Origin of the sequence: Propionicimonas sp., from assembly GCF_049840635.1 — a bacterium.
Classification (GTDB): domain Bacteria; phylum Actinomycetota; class Actinomycetes; order Propionibacteriales; family Propionibacteriaceae; genus Propionicimonas.
Map to the genome: position 1 here is coordinate 1,833,378 of NZ_JASGKL010000005.1, position 24,850 is coordinate 1,858,227.

A 24,850-nucleotide genomic window follows, 5' to 3' on the forward strand; every position below is an offset into this window, starting at 1 on the left:
CGTTTCCGATCCGATGGCTACCCGGTGACACTTGCTTACCCCCGGTGAATTCATCGTATTGGGTTCGGCGGCATGCTCCGTCCGTCTGGGACGGGTTGGAGCTACGCATTATTACGACCGCTGAGCGTGAGGGTGGCCATCTTCGTGCCGACGAGGGCCGACGAAGGGTTTTCGCAGGCAGCTAGACCAAGTAGTTCTCGATGCGGACGAGCTCCGCCTGATCCAGTACGAAATCCGCAGCGAGGGCGGAATCGGCGATCGACTCGGGACGCGACGCGCCGGGGATCGGGATGACCTGGGGTGCGAGGGCCAACTCCCACGCCAGCACCACCTGGTAGGGCGTCACGCCGCGCGCGCTGGCGATTTCCGACATCACGCTCTGGGTCCCGCCGACCTGGCCCGCGCGCCGGATCCCGCCCAGGGGGCTCCAGGGCAGGAAGGCGAGCCCGAGGGACGCGCAGTACTCGAGCTCGACGAGGCTGTCGGTGTGCTGCGGGCTGAACTGGTTCTGGACGGACACCAGGTCCTCGCCGAGGATGCCGCGGGCGACGTCGATCTGGGCGACGGAGGCGTTCGAGATGCCGGCCATCTGGATCAGGCCGGCGTCGAGGAGTCCGGCGAGGGCGCCGATCGAGTCGGCGTAGGGAACCTTCGGGTCGGGCCGGTGGAACTGGTAGAGCCCGATGCTCTCGACCCCCAGGCGTGCGGCGGAGGCTGCGGCGGCTGACTTGAGGTACGCGGGGTCGCCGTTCAGCTGCCAGCTGCCGTCGCCGGGACGCACGTGGCCACCCTTGGTTGCGACGAGGACGTGGCTGGTGTCCGCGCCGTAGGACCGCAGGGCCTCGGCGATCAGGACTTCGTTGTGCCCGACCTCGTCGGCGCCGAGGCAGTACGCGTCCGCCGTGTCGATGAGGGTGACGCCCGCGTCCAGTGCGGCGTGGATGGTGGCGATCGACCGCTGCCGGTCCGGCCGCCCCTCGATGGACATGGGCATCCCGCCCAGCCCGATCGCGCTGACCTGACGTCCTCCGATACTGCGCTGCTGCACGGCAGATCCTCCCGGTTGTCTCGTTCCCACCGTACGGCCAACCACCGACCCCCCGCCGACGGTGACCGAAATCGGCCCGAATGCGGCACGACAGGAACCGTCCCCAGCGTGCCGGGCACGAAAGAACCGTCCCCGCGTGCCGGGTACGAGGGGACGGTTCCTTCGTGCCGTGGTCGGCGTCAGCGGACGGGGAGCGTCTCCCTGGCGAGGCGGCGGCCCCACTCGGTGGCGCGGGTGAGCTCACCGTCCGCCAGCGGGCCCTCCATCCCGGTCACCCAGAAGGACGGGCCGACGGTGGTGCGGGCTCCCCGGCGACGCAGTGCCCTGGCCGCCGCGCGGGCCGCCGTCCCCAGCTGGATCCGGGAATGGACGGACGTGTCGAAGGTCGCCACGCTGACCCGGTCCGGGATCGTGACCTGCTCGATCCACTCACGGACACCGGCGTGCGCCTCCGTGGCCGCCCCCCTGCGCACGGCGTCGGCACGGGTCCCCGCGTTCGGCAATGAGAGTGTGTGGGTCGGTGCGCCCACGACCAGCAGGTCGAGGTCGGCCGGCAGGTCGCCCGGCGCACAGGACGCGTGCAGGACGCGGACGCTTCCGCGTCCCCGCACCTCGGCGATACCGGCGCCGATCGCCTCCGCGACGTGGAGGGTGTTCCCGAACAGCGATTCGGTGACGATCAGGACGCTCATGGTGCGCCCCACCCTAGGGCGCCGTCCCTCGCGGTCGGAGGGCTACCACGGACTGGATCCGGCTTCCGGGAATTTCCCGCCTGATCAGCGGCGATGCAGGTTGAATACGCAACAATGCGTAGGTTAGGCTAACCTCCGCCCGATGCAGAGTGGCATCGGACCCCCCAACAGATGGAGTGGAAATATGTCCAGTGTTTCGGCCAGCTCCGCCAAGAAGGTACGGACGCTCGGTCTCGTCAGCATCATCCTCGGCCTGGTCTTCGTCGTCGCCGGCGCGGTCACCTGGGGAATGGTGAGCAGCAAGCTCGCCGCCGAGAACATCACCGTGTCCTCCGACGCCTACATGCTCGCCGGTGCCAAGGTCGCAGACCCGATCACCGCCTTCGTCCAGGCCGACATGATCAACCACCACGCCCTCAAGGCGACCGGTGGCAAGACCTACGCCGAACTCGCGCAGGACGACCCGTTGCGGACCACCGCCATGAACGGCTCCTTCCTGCGGGCGTCGCTGTTCACCTCGGTGATCGCGTTCGGCGTCGCCCTGTTCGCCGTCGGGGTCGGCGTCCTCGCGGCCATCCTCGGCTGGGCGCTGCGCCTGTCCGTGGCAGAGGTCGCGGAGGAGAAGGTCGCCGCGACCGAGTAGCAGCAGCACGACCCACCGAGGGCCGGGACGCGATCGCGTCCCGGCCCTCGTCGCACTTCCGGCCTCGCGACGTCGGCTAGACCTCGGTGACCTCGGCGTCCCCGGCGTTCTTCTTGACCGACTCGATGCCCGCCCTGGCGTTGGCCTTGCTCGCGTAGCCCTGGCCGCCGGTCGCGATCACCTGGCCGTTGGACGCCTTCAACCGCCAGCGGTACTCGCCCTTGGCGTCGGCGTAGAGCTCGAACGTTCCTGCCATCACAGCCTCCTGTTCGCGGCGGACGCCGTTGCCCGCCACCGGCAACGCTAGACCGAGGCGGGCGTGGCTGTCTGCGTCGCGGTGCGGGGCCGGGCTCAGGCCAACTCCACCCAGACGGCGGTGTCGGTGGGCACCGCTCCGTCCGCCAGGTCGTCGCTGGCCAGCAGGACGCGGGCGCCGGCCGGCAGGGGCAGAGGCTCGGCGCCGAGGTTGACCCAGCAGCCGAAGCCCGGGTCGCGGGTGAACGCGACCGCGTCGGGACCGGCGTCCACCCAGGCCAGCGTGCCGTCGCCGAGCGCAGGGATCCGTGACCGCAGCGCCAGGGCCCTCCGGTACAGCGCCAGTGAGGAATCCGGGTCGGCCTCGGCGGCCTGTGCGCTGTAGGTGCCCCAGTCGGAGGGCTGCGGCAGCCACGGTGCGGCGGCGCCGTCCGGGCTGAACCCGAACGAGTCGCCGCCGGTCGTCCACGGCACCGGGACGCGGCAGCCGTCGCGTCCGATCTCCGCGCCGCCGGTGCCGGCGACGGTCGGGTCCTGTCGGGCCTCCATCGGGATGTCCTCGACCTCTGGCAGGCCGAACTCCTCACCCTCGTAGATGTAGGCGCCGCCGGGCAGCGCGAGGCTGAGCAGCGCGGCGGCGCGGGCACGCCGGCGGCCGACAGCGAGGTCGGACGGCAGCCCGAGGTAGTGCTGCAGGTTCGGGAATCCCGGGTCGATCTGCTCCTGCGGCCGGGCGTACCGGGACGCCGGCCGACACACGTCGTGGTTGCCGAGCACCCAGGTGGGCGGCGCGCCGACCGACGCGTGCGCGTCCAGCGTCGACGTGATCACCTCCCGCAGCGGGCCGGCCAGCCACGGGCAGGTGAGGAAGTTGAAGTTGAACGCGGTGTGCAGTTCGTCCGGACGCAGGTAGGCGGTGAGCCGGTGGGCGCGGCCGACCCAGATCTCGCCGCAGAACGCCTTGGGCTCGGCGTAGGAGTCGGCGATCGCGCGCCACTCGCGGAAGATCTCGTGGACGCCCGGCTGGTCCCAGTGGGGGTGTTCGACCCCGTCGGGGGTGTCGTCCGGGAGCGGGAAGGGCAACCCGGCGATGTCGCGCAGGTCGGCGTCCTTGACCAGGCCGTGGGCGACATCGATGCGGAAGCCGTCGATGCCGCGGTCGAACCAGAACCGCAGCGTCTCCGCGAACTCGGCGCGGACGTCCGGGTGGTTCCAGTTCACGTCCGGCTGGCCGGGGGCGAACAGCCGCAGGTACCACTGGCCGGGGCGGCCGTCGGCCTCGGTGACGCGCGTCCACGCGGGGCCGCCGAACTCGCTGCGCCAGTCGTTGGGCGGCTCGTCGCCGTGGGGGCCGCGTCCCTCGCGGAAGATGTAGCGGTCCCGCTCGGGCGACCCGGGCCCGGCGGCGAGCGCGGCCCGGAACCACCGGTGCTGGTCGGAGGTGTGGTTGGGGACGATGTCGAGGATCACCCGGATGCCGGCGTCGTGCGCCTCGGCGACCAGCGCCTCCGCGTCCGCCATCGTGCCGAAGACCGGCTCGATCGCGCGGTAGTCGGAGACGTCGTACCCGGCGTCCTCCATGGGGGAGGGGTACCACGGGTTGATCCAGATCGCGTCGACACCGAGCGAGGCGAGGTAGGGCAGCCGGGACCGGATGCCGTTGATGTCGCCCACGCCGTCGCCGTTGCTGTCGGCGAAGCTGCGCGGGTAGATCTGGTACACCACGGCGTGGCGCCACCAGTCGCGGTCAGCGGCGATTGCGGCGGGGAGGGGCATCGGGTCTCCTTCTTTACCGATACAGAACTGTACCGGTAAAGATATACTCGCAGGCAACGCCGTGCAAGCCGGGAGGACACGATGGCAAGGGTGACGTTGCAGTCGATCGCCGACCGGGTCGGCGTGAGCCGGATGACCGTCTCCAACGCGTTCTCGCGTCCCGACCAGCTCTCCGACGCGCTCCGGACGCGGATCCTCGCCGTGGCCGCCGAACTCGGCTACCTGGGGCCCGACCCGTCCGCACGGTCGCTGGCCACCGGCACGACCGGCACGATCGGCGTGCTCTGGGCGAGCGCGCTGCGGCTGGCGCTGGCGGACGAGGTGTCGGCGCGGTTCCTCGGCGCGGTGGCGGACGAGCTGGGGACCTCCGGGCTGGCCCTGACGCTGGTGCCGGCCAGCACGGACGGGCCGGTCGTCCCCGCCCGCGACGTGGCGCTGGACGGGGCGATCGCGTTCTCCTGCGACCCCGAACTGCCCGCGCTGGACTGGCTGCAGCGCCGCGAGTTGCCCGTGGTGTACGTGGACATGGACGCGCCGGCGGGGGACGTGGCGATCACGATCGACGACCGGGGCGGGGCCAGGGCCGCCGCGGCGCACATCGTCGAACGCGGGCACCGCAGGGTGGCACTGCTCACGCCGGGCTTCGGGCCCGAGCCGGGTGTGGTGGACGGTCCGCTCCCGGACGCCGCGGCACGGCATCGCGTGATCTCCGAGCGTCTCGCCGGCTGGCGGGAGGCGCTGTCGGCCGCCGGAGTGGAGCCGTGGGTGGTCAACCAGCCCGACGAGTCGCCCGCGCAGGCGATCGTGCCGCTGTTGACACGTCCGGACCGGCCCACGGCCGTGCTGTGCCTGACGGACGTGCTCGCCCAGAACGTGCTGGCCGCGGCGTCGGACGCGGGCCTGTCCGTCCCCGGCGACCTGGCCGTGGTCGGCTTCGACGACCACCCGCTCGCGCTGCGTACGCGTCCGACCCTCACCACCGTCCGCCAGGACGTGGACGCCAAGGGTCGGGCGGCGGCCCGAGCGCTGCTCGAGCTGGTCGCCGGTCGCGCGGACCCGGAGCGGCCGCGTCCGCGCAGTCGCCGGATGTCCGTCCACCTGGTCGTCAGGGAGAGCACCGCCGCCACGGCCTGACCCGGGCGGCACGACAGGAACCGTCCCCATCGTGCCGGAACCCGGGGACGGACCGATGGGGACGGTTCCTATCGTGCCGTCGCGTGCCTCCGGCGTCCGCGGGCAGGCGGGACGGGTCGACCCGCACGCGGCATGATGGACGCATGAGCACCCCACGGAGTTCTTCTCCTCCGCTCCGCTCCCCCGAACAACTCCGCGGGGACCCCGCATGAGCACCCCACGGAGTTCTTCTCCTCCGCTCCGCTCCCCCGAACAACTCCGCGGGGACCCCGCATGAGCACCCCACGGAGTTCTTCTCCTCCGCTCCGCTCCCCCGAACAACTCCGCGGGGACCCCGCATGAGCACCCCACGGAGTTCTTCTCCTCCGCTCCGCTCCCCCGAACAACTCCGCGGGGACCCCGCATGAGCACCCCACGGACCGAGCCTGCCCCCGGTTCGTCGGCGTCGCCGACGGTGTTCGCGCTCGCCAACGCGAACTTCGTGACCGACCGGCTGGCGGTCGGCGGCGACCTCTCGCCGCGGTTCGCCCTCGCGCGCCAGCAGCTGGACGAGCTCGTGACCGCGGGCATCACGCACATCGTGGACCTGCGCGAGGAGTGGAGCGACGAGACCCTCGTGGAGAACTGGGCGCCGCAGGTGCGCTACCTCCAGCACCGCGTCGCCGACGCGGGCCAGCAGATCGACGGCCCCTGGTTCGCCGACCTCGTGGCCTGGGTGGACGCCGCGCTCGCCGACCCCGCGGCCAAGGTGCTCGTGCACTGCCACATGGGGGTGAACCGGGCACCGTCGGCGATGCTCGCGATCCTGCTCGCGCAGGGGACGGGGCTGCGTCCCGCCCTGGACGCCATCCGCGCGTCCCGGCCGGTCGCGGTGATCGACTACGCGAGCAGCGCGCTGGGCTGGTACCTCGAGAGCACGGACGCGGACGCGCGGACGCGCCGCAACGCCCGCCGCACGCTCGCCCGTTGGCGGCGCGCCAACCAGCTCGACGTCGGCAAGGTTATCCGGTCGATCCGCGACACCGAGCACCCGCCCAACCGCTGGCTCGTCCACCTCGGCCCCGACGACCCGCACGCGCTCGCCGGCGTCCTCGACGAGGCCGGGGACGTGGCGGTGGGGCTGTCGATGCACACCTGCCCCGAGCAGCTGTCCCAGCTCGACGAGGTGGTCTTCCTCACCGACGACGGCCTCGTCGGACGCGCGCTGGTCGTGGGTCCGATGCAGCCGGCCGAGCCGCACGCGCTGCTGCTGCCCGTCGTGGTCACCAACCTCTTCGACCCGGTGCCCCTGAACCTGCCGCCGGCCGTTGAGGAGTGGCTCGCGGACGGCACCAACCCGAGGCTTCTCGAGCCCACCGAGTACGGGCGGCTCACCGTCCGCGCGGCCCCGGAGCCTGCCGACGACGCCGAGCCGCACGGCGGGCACGAGGAGCAGGACGAGGAAGGGACCGACGAAGCGGCCGAGGCCTAGCCGGGCGGGCCCGCGTCCCTACCGGGCCTGACGGTGTCCTCGTCGGCCTCCGGGACAGGGTCGTCCTCGCGTGTGGTGACCGCCGGGTCCGAGGCCACGGCAGGGACCTCCTCGCCCTCCTCCCGGGCGGACGCGCGCCACAGCCGCAGGGCCGCCTTGTCGAACGCGTCGAGGAACCGCCAGGCGGCGACGAGCAGGCCGACCAGGCCGGACAACAGCCCGACCCAGCCCAGCACGGTGAGGCCGTCGTCCTCGACGAGGGTCGCGTACAGCCGGAGCAGGTAGCCGGCCACCATGAGGCAGAATCCGGCGAGAAAGACACCGGCTGAGGGACGGGGCTGCGGATCGCGCACAGGGGCCTCCTAGGGTAGTCCTCCGAGGGTACGGCCGAGGGGTGCCGGACCGCGGCCGAACCGGCAATCCGGGTCCGTGCGGCGCGCGATGCCGCGTCCGGGGCAGAGTGGTACCCGGACGCCCGGCGCGGGCGCCACCGAGCAGGGGAAGTGACATGGCGCAGGAGATCAGCTGGCTGGCGGACCTGGGCAGGACGGACGTGGCCGTCGCCGGCGGCAAGGGTGCAAACCTCGGCGAGCTCGTCCGCGGCGGCTTCCCCGTGCCGGACGGGTTCGTGGTGACGACGGCGGCCTATGACCGCTTCGTCGCCGAGCACCACCTGGCGGACGCGATCGCGGACGCGGCTGCGGCCGTCACCGCGGGACAGCCGGCGGGCGCGGCGGCGTCCCGCGTCGCCGACCTGTTCAGCGGGGGAGCGCTCGACCCCGGCCTCGCCGAGGCCATCCGTGACGCGTACGCGCGGCTGGGCGGAGGGCCGGTCGCCGTCCGCTCGTCCGCGACGGCGGAGGACCTCGCCGAGGCCAGCTTCGCCGGCCAGCAGGACACCTACCTCAATGTGGTCGGCGATGACGCGCTGCTCGCCGCGGTGCGGGACTGCTGGGCGTCCCTGTGGGCCGACCGGGCGATCTGGTACCGCGCGCAGCACGGCGTCGGGGACGCGTCGCTGGCCGTCGTCGTGCAGCGGCTGGTCCCCGCGGAGGCTGCCGGCGTGATGTTCACGGCCAACCCCGCCAACGGCCGCACCGAGGAGACCGTGATCACGGCGGCCTGGGGCCTCGGCGAGGCCGTCGTCTCCGGGCTGGTCGACACCGACACGATCGTCGTCGACACCGACGGCGACCGCGTCCTCACCACGCACGTCGCCGACAAGGCCGTCCGGATCGACCCGGTCGTCAGTGACGCGCCGGAAACCGCCGGCTCCGATCGGGCCGCAGCCTCCGGCCGGACGCGGACCTCGCCCACCGGCGCCGAACGGAACCGCGCGGTCCTGGACGACGCCGCGGCACTGCGGCTGGCCGCACTCGGGGAACGGATCGCCGCGCACTTCGGGGCACCGCAGGACATCGAGTGGACGCTCGCCGGCGGGGAGTTCCAGCTCGTGCAGTCGCGTCCGATCACCGCGCTGCCGCCGCGCACCGGACCGATCCCGGTCGACTGGCCGGTGCCGCAGAAGGGGCTGTACTTCCGGGCGTCGATCACCGAGCAGCTGCCCGACCCGCTGACGCCCTTGTTCGCCGACCTGATGGCGACCGCGGTGCCGGCCGGCCTGAACCGGATGCTGGCGGAGCTCGTCCCCGGCGGCGCGTCCAGCGACATCGGCTTCCCCACGATCAACGGCTACGCGTTCTACCGGTACAGCTATTCGGCGTTCGGCGCGCTGCTGAAAATGACGCCGATGGCGATCCAGAAGGTGCTCGGCGGCGGCGGGTCGTGGATCGAGGACCGCTGGCGCGCCCGGCTGGCCGACTACCGGGCCGAGGTGGACGCCGAGGCGGCGCTCGAGGTCGGCGCTGTCTCCGCGTCCGAACTGCTGGCCGCCGTGGAACGCCTGGTGGACGCGGTCACCTACTACTACACGGCCGTCCAGACGATCATCCCGCTGGCGGCCACCGCCGAGCTGACCTGGACGGGCGTCTACGACAAGCTGCTGAAGCGTCCCGGCGACCCGTCCGCCGAGGTGTTCCTGCTCGGCTACGACTCCGAGCCGATCCGGGCGGACAAGGCGCTGTACGACCTCGCCCGGTGGGTGCGCGACCAGCCGGGCCTGGCGGAGGCCGTCGCGGATCCCTCCGTCGACGCGCTCGCCGACGACGCCCCCGGCGGAGTCTCGGGCGAGGTGTGGACGCAGTGGCGCGAGCGGGTGTCGCAGCATCTGTCCGAGCACGGCCACACGCTCTACAACCTCGACTTCGTGAACCCCGTGCCGGCCGACGACCCGACGCCGGTGCTCGGCGCGCTGCGCTACGACCTCGCCGACGACGCGCCCGACCCGCACGTGCGGCAGCAGCGGGCGGCGGCCGCGCGGGAGGACGCGGCGGCCGCACTGCTGGTCCGGCTGCAGGGCTGGCGGGCGGAGCGGGTGCGCTCGCTGCTCACCCGTGCCCAGCACACCGGGCCGCTGCGGGAGGACGCGCTGGCGGCGATGGGGTTGTTCCTCCCTCCCGCGCGCCGACTGCTGCGGGCCCTCGGGGACCGGCTGGTCGCCGCGGACGCGGTCGCAGAGCCGATGGACGTCTGCTGGCTCACCCTCGACGAGGCGCGCGGACTGGCTGCGTCCCTCGACGGCGGTGGCGAGGTGCCGGGCGACCTCCGCGACCGGATCGCCGCGCGTCAGGCCGAGGCCCGCGGCGAGCGGCTGGCCACGCCGCCGCAGTACCTGCCGAAGAACCGCACGATGGACGCCTTCGAGTGGATGTACCCGGCGACAGCGGGCGGAGCGGTCGGCGGGGTGCTCACCGGCACCGCAGGCAGCGGGGGCGTCGTGACCGCGCCGGCTCGCGTCCTGTCCGGGCCGGAGGACTTCGGGTTGTTCCGGCCGGGCGAGGTGCTGGTCGCGTCCATCACGACCCCCGCGTACACGCCGCTGTTCGCGATGGCGGCCGGGGTGGTCACCAACATCGGCGGGGTGCTCAGCCACGGCTCGATCGTGGCGCGCGAGTACGGCATCCCCGCCGTCCTGGGGACGGGCAGCGCCACCCGCGACATCCACACCGGCGACGAGATCACGGTGGACGGATCGGCCGGCACGGTCCGCCTCCCTGGCGCGGTGGACGCCGTCGAACAGCCCGCGCCCGGCCACCGCTGGCTGCTGGTCGCCGCCGGCGCCGCGCTGGTCGCCGCCGCCGTCGCCCACGTCTGGTACCACGCCCGCAAGCGCCGCTGACAGCTGCTGTCCTCCCTCTGCCCCCTTGTCATCCCGCTACCTCTCCGTCATCCCCTACCTCCCTGTCATCCCCGCGTAGGCGGGGATCTCGGGACGGCGGTCCCCCTCTCCTGTCATCCCCGCGAAAGCGGGGATCTCGGTGATGTTGGTGTCGGTATGGACGTCGAGATCCCGGGTCAAGCCCGGGATGACAGGGAGGAGGGAGTGTCATCCCCGCGTAGGCGGGGATCTCGGTGATGTTGGTGTCGGTATGGACGTCGAGATCCCGGGTCAAGCCCGGGATGACAGGGAGGCGGCGGCCCTTCGTGACGCGTTCGCTCGTTCCTCGCGAGCGCAGCCCCTTCGTGACGCCGGCTCGTTCCTCGCCGGCTCCTCAGGACCCGTGTCAGGAATGCTCGCGGCGCGCGAGGGCGAACGGTCCCTGAGGAGCGAGCGAAGCGAGCGTCACGAAGGGCCGCCGGCGGGCAGTTCCACCGTCTCGTTCAGGACGGCGGCGCGGGTGGGGAACCCCAGCCGCGCCGTCACCTCGCCGGCCAGGGCGGACGCGGACTCCGGTGTGCCGTGGACGGTGAACACCTGCGAGGGCGCGGGCGACAGGGCGGCCAGCCAGTCGAGCAGCTCCGAGCGGTCGGCGTGGACGGAGAACTCCTCGTCCTGGAGCACCTCCGCGCGCACCGGAACCTGGCGGCCGTGCATCTTCAGGTGGGTGGCGCCGTGGAGGAGCGCGCGTCCCCGCGTCCCCTCGGCCTGGTAGCCCGCCAGCACGACCGCGTTGCGACTGTCCGGCAGCAGGTGCTCGAGGTGGTGCAGGACGCGTCCGCCGGTCGCCATCCCCGAGGAGCTGATGATGATGCAGGGCATCTTCGGGTCGTTGAGCTGGATCGACTCCTCGGTGCTGCGCACCTCCCGCAGGTGTGGAAGGTCGACAAAGGAGGCGGCGTCGAGGTCGGGCCGCAGCTCTCCGGCGAACCGCCGGTCCCGGTACACCCGCAGCGCGGCGAGCGCCATCGGCGAGTTCACGAACACGGGCAGGTCGGGGATGCGTCCGTCCCTGAGCAGGAGGGTGAGTGTCTGCAGGACCACCTCGGTGCGGTCGACAGCGAACGCGGGGATCAGCACCGAACCGCCGCGCCGGGCCGTCCGGCGGACCAGGTCGGCGAGCGGCTCGTGCGCCGCCCCGTCCGGCTCGAAGTGCTCGCGGTTGCCGTAGGTCGACTCGATCAGGACGGTGTCGGCCCCCGCGGGGACTTCCCGCGACCGCAGGACGGGGTGCTCGGCGCGGCCCAGGTCGCCGGAGAACAGGACGGACGCGTCCGGCGTGGTCACCCGGATGCTGGCCGAGCCGAGGATGTGGCCGGCGCGCGTCCACCGCGCGACCCAGCCGGCGCCGAGGTCGACGTCGGTGTCGTAGTCGATGACCCGCAACTGCTGCAGGGTGCGCTCCGCGTCCGCGGTCGTGAACAGGGGCAGGGGCGGGGTGTGCTTGGAGTAGCCGCGCTCTGCGGCGTGCGCCGCGTCCCGCTCCGCGAGGAACGCGGCGTCCCGCAGGACGATCTCCGCCAACTCGCACGTGGCCTCGGTGGCGAGGATGTCGCCGGTGAACCCGTCCCTGACCAGGGCGGGCAGGTAGCCGACGTGGTCGGTGTGCGCGTGGGTGACCAGGATCGTGTCGATGGACGCGGGCGGGACGGGGAACGGCTGCCAGTTGAGCTCGCGGAACCGCTTCTCGCCCTGGAAGACGCCCGCGTCGACGAGGACGCGTCGGTTCTCCCTCGTCAGCAGGTACTTGGAACCGGTCACGGTGCCGGCTCCCCCGATGAAGGTCAGCGACGTAGCCATGACTCCATCGTGTACCCGCGGGGAAAGCCGTGGGCGCTACTTGATGCCCTCGCAGAGCTTGGGGTTGTCGCTGTGGCCGAATCGGTAGTCGTACTGCTTGCCGCCCGCGCTGACGACGACCTGCAGGCCGTCCACCAGCGCCTGGGTGTACATCTTGCCGGGCTGCGGACAGCCCAGCGCCCCGCTGTTCCAGGTCACGGTGCGGGCGCTCACCACCTGGACGTCGTCCGTCGGGACGCCACGTTTCTCCAGATCGGCGAGGATCGCCGTCCATCGCGCCGCGGGGACCGCGTTGGTCCCGGTGGGGCTGGGGGACGCGCTCGCCGGCGTGCCCGACGCGGACGGTGTGGGAGTGCTCATCGCGGTACCTCCGGACGCACACCCGGACAGCAGGACCACCAGTGCCACCGCCACGGCTGCTCGCCTCATGTCGTCCTCCTGTGTGCGCCTTCCAGAGTAGACGGTGGGTTTCCCGAGACGCGCAAGCGGCTCGGGAAACCCACCGTCTCGACGAGCGGTGAGGAACGAACCGCGAGGAACACTTGCCGAGTCCCACGGCCTCCGGGGCCCCTCCGGGTTGCCCCTCCTCATCGAGAGCTCCCCTTCTGGATCGAGAGCTTCTGTTCGCGCCCAGGACCACGGTCCGGACAAGGGCTGTCGACGGGAAGGGTGGCTCTGGAACGGGAACGGTGGCCCTCGACGAGGACGGTGCTTCCCGCTTCTGTCATCCCCGCGAAGGCGGGGATCTCGGGGACGTTGCTGACGGCACCGACGTCGAGATCCCGGGTCAAGCCCGGGATGACAGGTGGGGTGGTTGCCCCGCGGACGGTGCTCCCCCCGCTTCTGTCATCCCCGCGGATGCGGGGATCTCGGGGACGTTGCTGTTGGCTCCGACGTCGAGATCCCGGGTCAAGCCCGGGATGACAGGTTGGGGGTGGTCGCGGATGCGGGGATCTCAGGGACGTTGCTGTTGGCTCCGACGTCGAGATCCCGGGTCAAGCCCGGGATGACAGGTGAGGTGGTCACTCGAGCCCCGGGACGGCAGGTGGGGGTGGCTACTCCAAGCCCGGGAGGACAGGTGGGGTAGCCAATCCACGTCCGGGAGGACAGGTGGGGTGGTTGCCCGGCGGGGGGTCAGTCGGTGGCCTCTTGCGCGATGCGTTCGAGCTTCGCGGCGTGGTCGCGCCAGGCGGCGGCGTTCCACGACGGGAGGTTGGTCACCCCGGGCAGCAGGCCGGCTGCGCCGTCGATCGCCTCGCGGGCGAGGTCGGCGTGGCCGGCGTGCCGGTGGGTCTCGGCGATCATGTGCACGAGGACCTGGTGGAGCGTCACCGTGCGCCGGGCCGGCGACCACCACGGGACGCTGCCCTCGGCGTCCAGCGCGAGCGCATCGATCGTCGCGTCCGAGTTCGCGCAGGCCGCGCGGTAGCCGGCGACCAGGCCATCAACCGATTCCTCCGCGGTCGCGTAGAGGTCGCGGTTGGGGTCCTCGTCATCGTCGGTGAGCACCCAGTCAGGCACGTCGTCGGGGAGGCGGTCGAAGGTGATCCCGAAATAGCCGTACTCGCACGAGGTGAGGTGCTTGACCAGGCCGAGCAGGCTCGTGCCGGTCGGGGTCAGCGGACGCCGCGCGTCGTAGGGCGACAGGCCGTCCAGCTTCCAGAGCAGCGCGTCGCGTCCGTCCTGCAGGTAGCTGGCGAGGGTGAGCTTGGGATCCATGCCGACCACCCTGCCAGCCAGGGCCGACACCCGGAAGCCTCAGCCGAGAGCCTTCGCCTCCCGCGCCGCCGCCCTGCTGCCCTCGGCATCGCCCAGCCGCCAGCGCAGCCCGACCAGGGCCTCCAACGACGCGGCGAGTTCGGGCCGCAGGGACGCGTCCGCGGCGGCGAGCGGACGCAGCACGTCCGCCAACCACTCCCGGGCGGCGGCCACCCGAGCGGCATCGTCCCCGGCGATGCGGACGGCGTCCCTGGCCCGGTCGAGTTCCGCCGCTGCGGCGAGGGCGACGTCAGGATCGACGTCGGGCCGGTGCTCCTCGGCCAGCAACCGGCGGCGCTCCTCTGCGGCCGCACGTGCCGTCTCCTCCTCGCGGGCCGACCGCTCCGCCGCCCGCGCGGCCTCCTCGCGCCGGGCCGCGGCCTGCTCGGCCCGCGCCGCGTCGGCCTCCGCCTCGGCGACGCGCTCCGCCTCCGCCTGCGCGGCCGCGCGCTCAGCCGCGTCCGCCTCTGCCCGCTCCCTGAGGACCGCCTCGCTGCGCTCGGCGTCTGCGCGCGCCGCGACGCCCGCGAACACCGCGGACTGCTCGGCCCGCTGCCAGCGGGTGACGGCGTCCGGGTCTTCGGCCGGGGCGAGCGTCGCGGACGCGGGGAGCGCCTCCCAGGCGAGCTGCGGTCCCGGCGGCGGAGCGCTCACCGGACGGTGCGACACCGGTCCGCGGGCCTCGGCCTCGGCCCGTTCCGCCTCGGCCTCTGTCTCACGGCCGGCCGCGGCGAGCGCGTCCGCCAGCCCCGCCCGCGCTGGCGGGAGGAACTCGTCATCACCGAACCGCTCGAGGAGCGTGACCTCGGCGCGCCGGACGGCGATGCCGCCGGTCCGGTCACCGCTCGCGTCCAGCCGCTGCGCGTAGGGCTCGTGCAGGGCGGGGACCGGTGCGGCGGCCATCCTCCTCACGGCGGGACGGGTCGTCCGCCCCAGTCCCGCGACGGCGTCGGCGTGCGCGGCGAGGGCGAGCCGGTGGTGGGCGAGGGAGGAGTCGGGCCGACCCGCGGCCCAGCGCGCGTCGGCGACAGCGAGGTGCGCGGCGATGGCCAGGTACGGTGCGGGGTCGGTCATGCCGTGCAGCCGCTGCTCGGCCGCGTCCGCCCACGCGTTGGCCGACGCCGGGTCGGCGTCCAGCACCGCCCGCGCCCTGGCCAGCAAGGCCCAGACGACGACCTCGGCGGGAAGGTTCTCGGCGAGGGGGAGCCGGGAGCCCTGCGCGCGCCAGGCGTCCAGCCCGTCGAGCGTGCGTCCCGCGGCCTCGGCCTGCCCTAATCCTGCCTGCACCGCGGCGAGCAGCGCCGTCGCGGTGAAGTACCGGACCGCGTCGGGCACCGACGCGTAGGGCCCGGAAGGCCCGCGGGAGGCCAGCAGGCGTGCCGACAGCACGACCGACTCCGGGGCGTCGGTCGCCGCCTCGGCGAAGTCCCAGGCCAGGAGCCGGCCGGCGGTGAGCTCGACGAGCGCGTCGGCCAGGTCGTCGGCGCGCTGCGGGTCGGACGTCGCCGCCACCCGCAGCCGCTTCACGGCGGACGCCAGTTCGCGGCGTCCGGTCTCGCTGTCTTCCAGAGTCATCCCTTCCCATCCTGCCCCACGGGTGGGAGTCGCGGCGCCCGGCGTCCCAGCCGACCCGGATCACGGCAATCGTGGGACGCCTCCTCGGCGGCCGCGTTGGCGCGAAACCGGGGACGGTTCTCCTTTCGCGCCAAGGTTCCGCTCCGACGCGGTTGGCGCGAAACTGGAACCGTCCCCGGTTTCGCGCCGGTGGTGGTGAGGAGATGGGCCGATGACCCAGTGGGAGAACCTGCCCGAACCCGTGCGGCAGCCGGCGTCCACCCCGGCGGTGCCGTCGTGGGCGGGGTTCGGCGCCGACCCGCGAGTGCCGGCGAACCAGCCCCTGCGCGCGTCGGACGCCGACCGCGACTTCGCGACAACGCTGATCCAGCAGGCGCGCGTGGACGGACGGCTGGACGCGGCCGAGACCGACGGACGCCTGCTGGCCGTCCGCCAGTCCCGGACTCTCGGCGAGCTCGCCCCACAGGTCGCCGACCTGATGGTGGCCAGCGCGGCGCAGGGCGCGCCGCAGGCCGGCAGCAACCGGTTCGCCCGCGCAGGGGTCCGGGGCTGGCTGGGCCTCGCCGTGCTGTTCAACGCGATCTGGTTGATGACCGTCCTCACCACGGGCCGGATGCTCTACTACTGGCCGATGTGGCCGATGCTGGGCACCGGGATCCCGGTCGTGATGGCGCTGATGTGGCAGGGTTCCGGCCGGTCGGACGAGCGGCGCGACGAGCGCGACAGTCGCCGAAGCCTCCGCCACGCCCAACGGGACGAGCGGCGCGCGCTCCGCTACGGCGGCACGATCGGCCTGCCGCCCGCGACTCCCGCGCCGAAGGACGACGACCTGCGCTGAGCCGGCCGCCGTCCCGCCCGTCCCGGCCGTCCCGGTTGGCCCACCCACCCACAAACGCTCCCGAAACGCGCAAACGCTCCCGAAATTCCGGGAGCTTATGCGCGTTTCGGGAGCGTCTGTGGTGGGACGCGGGACGAGAGCGCGGCGAGCCGCTCAGTCGGTGATCCGGTGTCCGGAATCCAGGTAGACGCGGGCGCGCCGCGCGGACGCCCGCGACAGCCACGCGTCCTCGACGAGCTCGGCGAGTTCGAGGCGGGTCAGCTCTGCCAGCCGGCTCAACCGGACCAGGACCGCGTCGTACCCGTCGAAGTGCGGGGTGGTGAAGAACGGCGTGGCCGGGTCCTGGACGAGCGCCTGCTTGGCGTCCTCACCGTCCACGCGCAGGATCACCACGTCGTCGTAGCGCTCGCCGGTCACCGGGTCGAACGCGTCGGGGCGAGGGGTGCGGAAGTACACGAAGGATTTCCGTCCCACCTGGTAGATCGGGTTGCCGGACGGGCCGTGGACGAGCTCGACGTGCGGCAGCGCGCGGGCGAGGTCGTGGAGGTCGTGCTCTGCGGCCGGCGCGGCGGGTGCGTCCATGCGCCCACCCTGCCAGCCGCCGCCGACACCGGCGCAGCCCCTGGGCAGATGTGCTTGCATGGGGACCAGGGAGGTCCGTCGTGGAGAAGATCGAACTGCCGGGGCTGGTGCTCCGCCGCATCGCCGTCGGTGGCATGGACAACAACGTCTACCTGATCACGGCCGGGGACGGCGCGCAGTTGCTGGTCGATGCCGCGGCCGAGCCGGACGCGATCGAGGCGCTGCTCGACGCCGCGTCCCCCGACGCCCCGGAGCCGCGGCTGCGGTACCTGCTGACCACCCACTCCCACCACGACCACATCGGTGCGCTCGCCGCCGTCGCGTCCGCCCACCCGGAGGCCGAGGTGGTCGCCGGGGACGCGGACGCCGACGCGATCACCGCCGGGACCGGCGTCCGGGTCACCCGCCGGCTGCGGGACGGCGACACGCTCGTCCTCGGCGACCTGGAGCTCGCCGTGATCGGGCTGCGCGGCCACACGCCCGGCTCGGTGGCGGTCGCCCTGACCCCGTCCGGTGCGCCGGCGCAACTGGTGACCGGCGACTCGCTGTTCCCCGGTGGCGTGGGAAACACCGGACGCGACCCGCAGCGCTTCGCCCGCCTCTTCGCGGACGTGGTCGACCGCGTCTTCGACCGCTACCCCGACGACACGGTCGTGTGGCCCGGCCACGGGCTGCCGACCACTCTCGGCGCGGAGCGTCCACACCTTGCCGAGTGGGCCGCCCGCGGCTGGTGATCGTGCGGAGCAGAGCGGGGTACAGGTCGGGCATGCGAACGGTGGGGGTCGAGGAGGAGTTCCTGCTGGTGGACGCCCACGGGTACCCGGTGGGCGTGGCCGGCGCGGCGGCGGACGACGCCCAGGTCGAGCTCGAGCTGATGGAGCAGATGGTGGAGACCGGCACCTCCCCGTGCCTCGACGCCGGTGACCTCGCCGAGCAGCTGCGCCAGCGCCGGCACGTCGTCGCGCGCGCTGCCGCGGACGCCGGCGCCCGCCTGGTGGCCGTCGCCACGTCCCCCCAACCTGTGCGCAGCAGCGTCACCGCGACCGCGCGTTACCAGCACATCCTCGCCGAGTTCGGCCTGACCGCCCGCGAGCAGCTGACCTGCGGCTGCCACGTCCACGTCGAGGTGGCGGACGCGGACGAGGGCGTCGCCGTCCTCGACCGGATCGGACCCTGGCTGCCGACCCTGCTGGCGCTGAGCGCCAACTCCCCGTTCTGGCAGGGCCAGGACAGCGGCTACGCGAGCTACCGCTCGCAGGTGTGGCGGCGCTGGCCGACGGCGGGCCCGAGCGACCCGTTCGGCAGCGCGGACGCCTACGAGGCGGTGCTCGAAGGGCTGATCGCCAGCGGCGCGGCACTGGATTCCGGGATGGTCTACTTCGACGCCCGGCTGTCCCAGCGCTACCCGACGGTGGAGGTGCGGGTGGCCGACGTCTGCCTGCGCTCCCCGCACGCGCTGCTGCTGGCCCTCCTCGCCCGGGCGCTGGTCGAGACCGCGGCGCGCGGCGAGCTGGCCACCGGCCCGGCGGCGGGCGGCCGCGCCGAACTCCTCCGTGCCGCGGCGTGGCGGGCCGCGCGATCAGGGCTCCGGGGGCCGCTCGTCCACCCGCTGACGCTGCGCCAGGAGCCGGCGGACGCGGTGGTCGCGGCCCTGCTCGAGCAGCTGCGTCCCGTGCTCGCCGAGCAGGCGGAGTGGGAACTCGCCCAGGTCCTGTGGACGGACGTCCTCACGCGCGGCACCGGCGCGCAGGAGCAGCGCGGGTGGGCGTCCGGCGGGCTCAGCGAGGTGCTGCGGCACGCGGCCGAGGCCACGCTGGCGTCCCACGGTCGCTGAGGAGGCTGCCTACTTCCCCCGACGTCGGAACAGGCGTCCGACCAGGTGCCAGGTCGTGGGCGGGTTCGCCCTGGTGAACGCCCATTCGGGGTCGGTGAGCATGCGGGCGCCGGCCAGTCCGGCGACCATCGCGATCGCGGCCAGGACGGTGGCCACGCCGTTCTGCATGGCCTGCACCACGTCGGCCTGGTCGAAGTAGATCAGCGTCCGCAGGGCGGAGGCGCCCGGGATCGAGACCAGCACCGTCGGCACGGTCATGATGATCTTCTCCATGTCGAACAGCCGGGCGGCCAGCGCGCACAGCAGCCCCATCAGGAAGCAGCCGACGAACGTGGCCACGTGCGTCTTCGCCCCGTGCTCGAGCATCAACAGACGGGGGACGTTGCCGACCATCGCGGCCACCCCGGACGCGAGCGCCATCCGCCACGGCGAGTTGAACATCATCGCCCAGCCGAAGACGGCGAAGAAGCTGGCGGCCAGCAGGGCGAGCCACACCCCGGCCGGGGGCCCGTCCAGCGCGGGGACGATGTCGGGGGAGACGCCGCTGACCGTGACGATCGTCCAGACCCCGATCGTGATCGACAGCAGCACCATGGCCGCGTAGGCGAGCCGGGGGACGCCGGCGAGCAGGTCGATCCGGGTGAGGTCGAGGCCGGCGGTGACCAACGGGAAGCCGGGGATCAGGAAGATCGCCGCGCAGACCAGGCCGGCGGCCATCCGCGGGCTCGGCGCGCCGAAGGCGAGGTCGAGCAGCCGGGTGAAGACCAGGTACAGGCCGGTCGCGGTCGCCGCGGCGATCAGCACGACGGCGAGGTGGTTCAACTGGAAGCCACTGAGCGTCCGGTGCAGCCAGTAGGCGAGTGCGGACGCCGGCAGGACCGCCAGCACCTCCCGCACCCCACCGTTGGTGAGGACAGTCACCGAGGCGCAGGCGACCGCGACCAGCAGGACGAGCAGCCAGGTCGGGTAGAGCCGCGGTGTGCGCTCGATGCGGTCGAGCATCGCGTCCACTTCTGCCACGGTGGCGCGGGTGGGCAGGTTCTGCGCGAAGTCCTTGACCATCGCGATCCGGTGCGCGTTCACGCCGGGGGCGGTGATCTCGGCGACCTGCGTGCGGAAGATGCCGCGGCGCTGCACGGTGAGGACGATGTCGGTGTAGGTGACCTGCGCCCTGATCCGGCCGATGCCGACGGTCCGGGCGACGGCCTGCATCACCTCGCGGACCCGCAGGCCGGACGTCCCGGCGCCGAGCATCAGGATGCCCGCGCGCAGCACCACGTCGGAGCGGCGGATCAGGTGCCGGGGTTCCAGGGCGTCCTCGTGCTCGTGCTCGTCGAAGCTGGGCTCGCTCTCCACAGGCGCAACGCTACGACAGCACGTCCGGAGCCGGTCACGGGCGGTGCGTGCCGAGACTCGAGCGTCGATCGGAATGGGCGCTGAATCGTTGCTCGTCGCGATCGGCTTCGCAGGGCTGCGTCCCGCCGCGGGTGTGCGGCACCACCCGGCGTCGGAATCGCGCACTCGATGCCCTGGCAGGCCCGATTCGGGCCGCCCTCGGGCAACGACTGTGCAATTCCGACGCTACGTCCGCGGGCCCGTGCAGGCACCCGGGCGCTCAGGACGCCGGGCGCAGCGAGCCCCAGTCGCCGAGCGCGCCCTGGAGGGCACCCAGCGCCGCCTCGACCAGCGGAGCGCGATCTGCAGCCGGACAGCCGGCGTCCACCCACTGCTGCGCTGCCGCGCCGAGGAAGCCGAGGAAGCCCACGATCGCCAGCCGGGCGCGGCGGTGGCCGGGGTTGTCGAGGCGCTCGGTGAGGCCGGCGACCAGTTCGTCGCGGTAGTGCCGGCGCAGGTCCTGGACGGCCACCGGCTCGTACGCGCCGGTGAAGAACGGGGACGCCCACGCGACCCGCAGGTCCTGGACGTGGTCGAGCACGGCATCGACGGTGACCCGCACCTGGTCGCGGGCGCTGGAGTTCTCCGGCAGCGCCGCGACCGCAGCGGACTGCCGGGTGGCGAGCCGGTCGAGTCGGGCGCGCACGACGGCGGTGTAGAGGCCGGCCTTGCTGTCGAAGTACTTGTAGACCAGCGCCTCGGACGCGCCGGACGCGGCGGCGACCGCTCCGACCGAGACCTGGTCGTAGGTGCCGCGGGTGAACGCTTCGGTGGCAGCGGCGAGGATCGCGTCGGTGCGTGCCCGGGGGTCGAGGCGTTGCCTCGCGCGACGGTCACCGGTTCTCACGGTGGACATCCTAGCGTTTATTGAGCTAGTCTCAATAACGTATTGAGGATGACTCACTTGAGGAGAACGAGATGGCCTGGGCCGACAGCGTGATCTGGTGGCACTGCTATCCGCTGCGCTTCGTCGACGCGGAGCGCGAGGAGATCGACCACGTCGAGCACCGGCTGTGGCGGCTGGCGAACTACCTCGACTACGTGGTCGGGCTGGGTGCGAACGGTCTGCTGCTGGCGCCCGTGTTCGCGTCCCGGACGCACGGCTATGACACGCTCGACCACTACCGGATCGACCCGCGGCTGGGCGACGACGGCGACTTCGCCGACCTGCTGGCGCGGGCGAGGGAGCGCGGCGTCCGGGTGCTGCTGGACGGGGTGTTCAACCACGTCAGCGCGGAGCACCCGATCGTCCGGCGCGCGCTCGCGGGCGGCCCCGGGTCGGCGGACGGCGCGTGGATCCGGTGGGTGGGGGAGTACCCGCGCGGCTTCGAGGGCAACCTCGACCTCGTCGAGCTCGACCTCGGCAACGCCGCCGTGCAGGACTACGTGGTGGACGTGATGAACCACTGGCTGGACCGCGGCGTGGACGGGTGGCGCCTCGACGCCGCCTACTCCCCCGGGGCGGACGCGTGGCGTCCGATCATCGAGCGGGTGAGGGCCGCGCACCCGGACGCGTGGATCCTCGCCGAGGTGATCCACGGCGACTACGTGGACTTCGTGGAGCGTTCCGGCGTCGACTCGGTCACCGAGTACGAGCTGTGGAAGTCCGTCTGGAGCTCCCTGAACGACCACAACCTGCACGAGCTGGCGTGGACGCTCGGTCGGCACGCGCAGTTCGCGAGCCGGTTCCGTCCGCTGAACTTCCTCGGCAACCACGACACGACCCGGATCGCCACGAAGCTGGTCGACCCCCGCCACCTGCCGCTCGCTCACGCGGTGGCGATGCTGCTGCCGGGCGTCCCTGCGATCTACGCGGGCGACGAGCAGGGGTTCACGGGCGAGAAGACGGACGGTCCGACCGGCGACGACGCGGTGCGGCCGCCGTTCCCGGAGAGCCCGGACGGGCTGGCCGGCTTCGGCCGCGGCGTCCACGACCTCGTCCAGCACCTGATCCACCTGCGCCGGACCCACCCGTGGCTGGCCTGGGCGGGCCTGTCGGTGGCCGAGGTGACCGACGACGCGATCGCGATCACCCTCGACGGTGGCCACGAGCGCCTCACGCTGGCCCTCAACGCCGGCGACTCCCCGGTCGACCTGCCCGGCGCGCACGGCCCCGTCCACGTCGACCCGCACGACTGGGCCCTCGCCTGACGGCGAATCGGGGGTACGAGGGGACGGTTCCTTCGTACCCGGCACGAAAGAACCGTCCCCTCGTGCCGTCCCCGGTCAGATGACGTCGACCACGTCGTCCAGCGACGGCAGGGACGGGACGGTCGCCTGGATCACCGAGCCGTCCTCACGGAGCGTGCCGACGATGTCCCCGACCGTCGGCTGGCCGGACAGGAGCGGCGGCGGGTCCAGCGGGACCACCAGCGGCGCCTCGCGGGTCACGTGCAGGTGGCGTCCCTGCACGGTCACCGGCAGGCCCGTGGCGGTCCCGGTCTCCAGCGTGAACGTGATCGTCTCGTGCTCGACCCGCACCCGCAGCCGGTTGCCCTGCAGCGTGAGCGGGAACTCCAGCGCCGCCCAGTCCGCCGGCAGGCGCGGGTCGAACGACCACACAGACAGGTAGTCGCGCAGGCCGCCGAACCCGGCCACCAGCGCCTGCCACAGGCCGCCGAGGGACGCGACGTGCACGCCCGCGTCGGTGTTGTGGTGCAGGTCGGCCAGGTCCACGTACAGCGCCGAGCGGAAGTACTTCTCGGCCAGTTCGGCGTAGCCGACCTCCGCGGCGATGATCGACTGCACGACCGCCGACAGCGTCGAGTCGCCGGTGGTCAGCGGGTCGTAGTACTCGAAGTCGGCCCGCTTCTCCTCCAGGCTGAACTCGTCCCCCTGCAGGTAGGCGGCCAGCACGATGTCGGCCTGCTTGAGCACCTGGTGCCGGTAGATCACCAGCGGGTGGTAGTGCAGCAGCAGCGGACGCTTGTCCGGCGGCGTGTTCGGCAGGTCCCACAGCTCCTTGGACAGGAAGTCGTCGTCCTGCGGGTGGATCCCCAGCCGCTCGTCGTAGGGGACGTGCATGGCCTCCGCCACCCGGGCGAACTCCTCGATCTCGTCCGCGGTCAGCGACAGCCGCGCGAGCACGCGCGCGTACGCGTCCAGGTCGTGCTCCTCGATCCAGCGCAGGTTGCGGACGGCCGCGCGCAGGTTCGCCCGTGCCATCACGTTCGTGAACAGGTTGTCGTTCACGACCGCCGTGTACTCGTCCGGCCCGGTCACCCCGTGGATGTGGAACAGCTCGTCGCCGTTGTCCGTCCGCCGCCAGAACCCGAGGTCGGCCCACAGCCGCGCGGTCTCGACGAGGATGTCGATCGCCTCCCGGATCAGGAAGTCGCGGTCCCCGGACGCCGCCACGTACTGCGACACCGCGTGCGCGATGTCGGCGTCGATGTGGTACTGCGCTGTGCCCGCCGCGTAGTAGGCGGACGCCTCCTCGCCGTTGATCGTGCGCCAGGGGTACAGGGCGCCGCGCTGGTTCAGCTCGCCCGCCCGCCGCCGCGCCGCGTCCAGCATCGTGTAGCGGAACCGCAGCGCGTTCCGGGCGTAGCCGGGCGACGTGTAGGTGAGGAACGGGACGACGTAGATCTCGGTGTCCCAGAAGTAGTGGCCGTCGTAGCCCGACCCGGTCTGGCCCTTGGCGGGGATGCCCGCGCCCTCCGCGCGCGCCGACGCCTGGACCAGCTGGAACAGGTTCCAGCGGACGCCCTGCTGGATCGCCGGCTGGCCCTCCACCACGACGTCGCTGCGCTCCCAGAACGCGTCCAGCCACTCGCGCTGCTGGGCGAGGATCGCCTCGGTGCCGGACTCGGCCGCCCTGTCGAGGGTGCGCCGGCAGCGGTCGATCAGCTCCAGCGGCGGCACCACCCGGGAGGTGTGGTAGCTCACGGTCTTGGTGATCCGGGTCGTGGTGCCCGCGGTGCCGTTGATCCGGTACACGTGCTTGGCGATGTCGTCGTCGACGAGCGTGCGCATCGCGTAGGAGTCGGTCGTCTCGATGCTGTGGTCGGCGGCCACGGCGAGCGTCATCCCGGACGCCGCGACGCGGTAGCCGAGGACGGCGCGTCCGCCACCCTCCCACTTGGACACCGGCTCGAGGACGCGTCCGGGCAGCTGCGCGGCGCGACGGGGGTCCCAGCCGGCGCCCATCGCCGCGGAGGGGACGTGGAACTCGTCCTGCCCGTCCTGCCGGTTCAGGATCTCGCAGCTGACCACGATCGGCGCGTCGGCGTCGAGCAGGGTGATCTCGTAGTCCATCAGGGCGAGGTGCCGCTCGGCCAGCGACACCATCCGGCGCGACCGCAGCTGGACGAGCTTGCCACCCGGCGTGCGCCACAGCAGCTCGCGGACGAGGACGCCGTCGCGGAACGACAGCGTCCGCTCGTACCGGCGCAGGTCCGCGACGCTCAGCAGCAGCGGCTCGTCGTCGACGTAGAGCCGCATGATCTTCGCGTCCGGGACGTTCACGATCGTCTGGCCGACCTTCGCGAAGCCGTACGCCTCCTCGGCGTGGTGGATCGGCCACACCTCGTGGAAGCCGTTGATGAAGGTGCCGTGCGCGAACGCGTCCCTGCCCTCCTCGACGTTGCCGCGCAGGCCGAGGTAGCCGTTCGCAACCGAGAACAGGGTCTCGGTGACGCCGAGGTCGTCGCCGTCGTAGCGGGTCTCGCGCAGCGCCCACGGGTCGATCGGGAACCGGGTGCGGTCGAGCGGGTCGAAGACGTCACTGGTCACGGGCACCTCCCGGGTGTGGCTGGTGCCGAGGCTACTGC

21 protein-coding genes are annotated in these 24,850 nt (G+C 72.8%); 8 read left to right on the forward strand and 13 right to left on the reverse strand.

Annotated elements, in window-relative coordinates; translation table 11 throughout:
- Window positions 1-181: 181 nt before the first annotated feature.
- Window positions 182-1,048 (reverse strand): aldo/keto reductase, encoded by an 867-nt coding sequence (locus QM779_RS14130; RefSeq protein WP_428536299.1) that lies wholly within the window; start codon window positions 1,046-1,048, stop codon window positions 182-184.
- Window positions 1,049-1,227: 179 nt separating this feature from the next.
- Window positions 1,228-1,740 carry a hypothetical protein gene (locus QM779_RS14135; protein WP_428536301.1) on the reverse strand — a complete coding sequence of 171 codons (513 nt, stop codon included), beginning with the start codon at window positions 1,738-1,740 and terminating at the stop codon, window positions 1,228-1,230.
- A gap of 184 nt (window positions 1,741-1,924) precedes the next feature.
- Here QM779_RS14135 and QM779_RS14140 point away from each other — a divergent pair, with 184 nt between their 5' ends.
- Window positions 1,925-2,383 (forward strand): aromatic ring-opening dioxygenase LigA, encoded by a 459-nt coding sequence (locus tag QM779_RS14140; RefSeq protein WP_428536303.1) that lies wholly within the window; start codon window positions 1,925-1,927, stop codon window positions 2,381-2,383.
- Between the two features lie 76 nt (window positions 2,384-2,459).
- Here QM779_RS14140 and QM779_RS14145 read toward each other — a convergent pair whose 3' ends face one another.
- Both QM779_RS14145 and QM779_RS14150 read right to left on the reverse strand, forming a co-directional pair.
- Window positions 2,460-2,639 carry an HVO_2922 family protein gene (locus QM779_RS14145; protein WP_428536305.1) on the reverse strand — a complete coding sequence of 60 codons (180 nt, stop codon included), beginning with the start codon at window positions 2,637-2,639 and terminating at the stop codon, window positions 2,460-2,462.
- A gap of 95 nt (window positions 2,640-2,734) precedes the next feature.
- Window positions 2,735-4,414: a glycoside hydrolase family 13 protein gene (locus QM779_RS14150; protein ID WP_428536307.1), complete on the reverse strand. Its 1,680-nt coding sequence runs from the start codon at window positions 4,412-4,414 to the stop codon at window positions 2,735-2,737.
- Window positions 4,415-4,495: 81 nt separating this feature from the next.
- Here QM779_RS14150 and QM779_RS14155 point away from each other — a divergent pair, with 81 nt between their 5' ends.
- Window positions 4,496-5,548, forward strand: coding sequence for a LacI family DNA-binding transcriptional regulator (locus QM779_RS14155; RefSeq protein WP_428536309.1), 1,053 nt, complete (start codon window positions 4,496-4,498; stop codon window positions 5,546-5,548).
- A 403-nt stretch (window positions 5,549-5,951) separates the two neighbouring features.
- Window positions 5,952-7,019, forward strand: a complete 1,068-nt coding sequence (locus QM779_RS14160; RefSeq protein WP_428536311.1) for a dual specificity protein phosphatase family protein — start codon at window positions 5,952-5,954, stop codon at window positions 7,017-7,019.
- Here the strand turns inward: QM779_RS14160 and QM779_RS14165 are convergent.
- A complete protein-coding gene (locus tag QM779_RS14165) occupies window positions 7,016-7,372 on the reverse strand; it encodes a hypothetical protein (RefSeq protein WP_428536313.1) in 357 nt (118 codons plus the stop codon). The genes QM779_RS14160 and QM779_RS14165 overlap by 4 nt on opposite strands.
- Before the next feature lie 155 nt (window positions 7,373-7,527).
- Here QM779_RS14165 and QM779_RS14170 point away from each other — a divergent pair, with 155 nt between their 5' ends.
- Window positions 7,528-10,257 (forward strand): PEP/pyruvate-binding domain-containing protein, encoded by a 2,730-nt coding sequence (locus QM779_RS14170; RefSeq protein ID WP_428536315.1) that lies wholly within the window; start codon window positions 7,528-7,530, stop codon window positions 10,255-10,257.
- Between the two features lie 444 nt (window positions 10,258-10,701).
- Here QM779_RS14170 and QM779_RS14175 read toward each other — a convergent pair whose 3' ends face one another.
- The 4 genes from QM779_RS14175 to QM779_RS14190 all read right to left on the reverse strand — a co-directional run bounded on the left by QM779_RS14175 (window position 10,702) and on the right by QM779_RS14190 (window position 15,429).
- Entirely contained in the window at window positions 10,702-12,096 is a 1,395-nt protein-coding gene (locus QM779_RS14175; RefSeq protein WP_428536317.1) for an MBL fold metallo-hydrolase, read from the reverse strand.
- Between the two features lie 36 nt (window positions 12,097-12,132).
- A complete protein-coding gene (locus QM779_RS14180; protein WP_428536319.1) occupies window positions 12,133-12,525 on the reverse strand; it encodes a hypothetical protein in 393 nt (130 codons plus the stop codon).
- Window positions 12,526-13,230: 705 nt separating this feature from the next.
- Entirely contained in the window at window positions 13,231-13,815 is a 585-nt protein-coding gene (locus QM779_RS14185) for a DinB family protein (protein WP_428536321.1), read from the reverse strand.
- Between the two features lie 39 nt (window positions 13,816-13,854).
- The gene (locus tag QM779_RS14190; RefSeq protein ID WP_428536323.1) at window positions 13,855-15,429 is read right to left on the reverse strand and encodes a hypothetical protein; all 1,575 of its coding nucleotides are present in this window, start codon (window positions 15,427-15,429) and stop codon (window positions 13,855-13,857) included.
- Window positions 15,430-15,640: 211 nt separating this feature from the next.
- Between QM779_RS14190 and QM779_RS14195 the strand changes: the two genes are divergently transcribed.
- Entirely contained in the window at window positions 15,641-16,267 is a 627-nt protein-coding gene (locus tag QM779_RS14195) for a DUF1707 SHOCT-like domain-containing protein (protein WP_428536325.1), read from the forward strand.
- A 153-nt stretch (window positions 16,268-16,420) separates the two neighbouring features.
- Here QM779_RS14195 and QM779_RS14200 read toward each other — a convergent pair whose 3' ends face one another.
- Window positions 16,421-16,849, reverse strand: coding sequence for an MmcQ/YjbR family DNA-binding protein (locus QM779_RS14200; protein ID WP_428536327.1), 429 nt, complete (start codon window positions 16,847-16,849; stop codon window positions 16,421-16,423).
- An 80-nt stretch (window positions 16,850-16,929) separates the two neighbouring features.
- On the opposite strand from QM779_RS14200, the gene QM779_RS14205 reads away from it, so the two are divergent.
- Both QM779_RS14205 and QM779_RS14210 read left to right on the forward strand, forming a co-directional pair.
- Window positions 16,930-17,583 (forward strand): MBL fold metallo-hydrolase, encoded by a 654-nt coding sequence (locus tag QM779_RS14205; RefSeq protein ID WP_428536329.1) that lies wholly within the window; start codon window positions 16,930-16,932, stop codon window positions 17,581-17,583.
- Window positions 17,584-17,615: 32 nt separating this feature from the next.
- The gene (locus QM779_RS14210) at window positions 17,616-18,683 is read left to right on the forward strand and encodes a carboxylate-amine ligase (RefSeq protein WP_428536331.1); all 1,068 of its coding nucleotides are present in this window, start codon (window positions 17,616-17,618) and stop codon (window positions 18,681-18,683) included.
- Window positions 18,684-18,692: 9 nt separating this feature from the next.
- Here the strand turns inward: QM779_RS14210 and QM779_RS14215 are convergent, their stop codons facing one another.
- A complete protein-coding gene (locus QM779_RS14215; RefSeq protein ID WP_428536333.1) occupies window positions 18,693-20,039 on the reverse strand; it encodes a threonine/serine ThrE exporter family protein in 1,347 nt (448 codons plus the stop codon).
- Between the two features lie 259 nt (window positions 20,040-20,298).
- On the reverse strand, window positions 20,299-20,925 hold the full coding sequence (locus QM779_RS14220) for a TetR/AcrR family transcriptional regulator (protein WP_428536335.1): 627 nt from the start codon (window positions 20,923-20,925) through the stop codon (window positions 20,299-20,301).
- A gap of 71 nt (window positions 20,926-20,996) precedes the next feature.
- Here QM779_RS14220 and QM779_RS14225 point away from each other — a divergent pair, with 71 nt between their 5' ends.
- Complete coding sequence (locus QM779_RS14225) at window positions 20,997-22,229, forward strand: alpha-amylase family glycosyl hydrolase (RefSeq protein ID WP_428536337.1); 1,233 nt, start codon at window positions 20,997-20,999, stop codon at window positions 22,227-22,229.
- Between the two features lie 75 nt (window positions 22,230-22,304).
- Here QM779_RS14225 and QM779_RS14230 read toward each other — a convergent pair whose 3' ends face one another.
- Entirely contained in the window at window positions 22,305-24,812 is a 2,508-nt protein-coding gene (locus QM779_RS14230; RefSeq protein WP_428536339.1) for a glycoside hydrolase family 65 protein, read from the reverse strand.
- Window positions 24,813-24,850 lie beyond the last annotated feature (38 nt).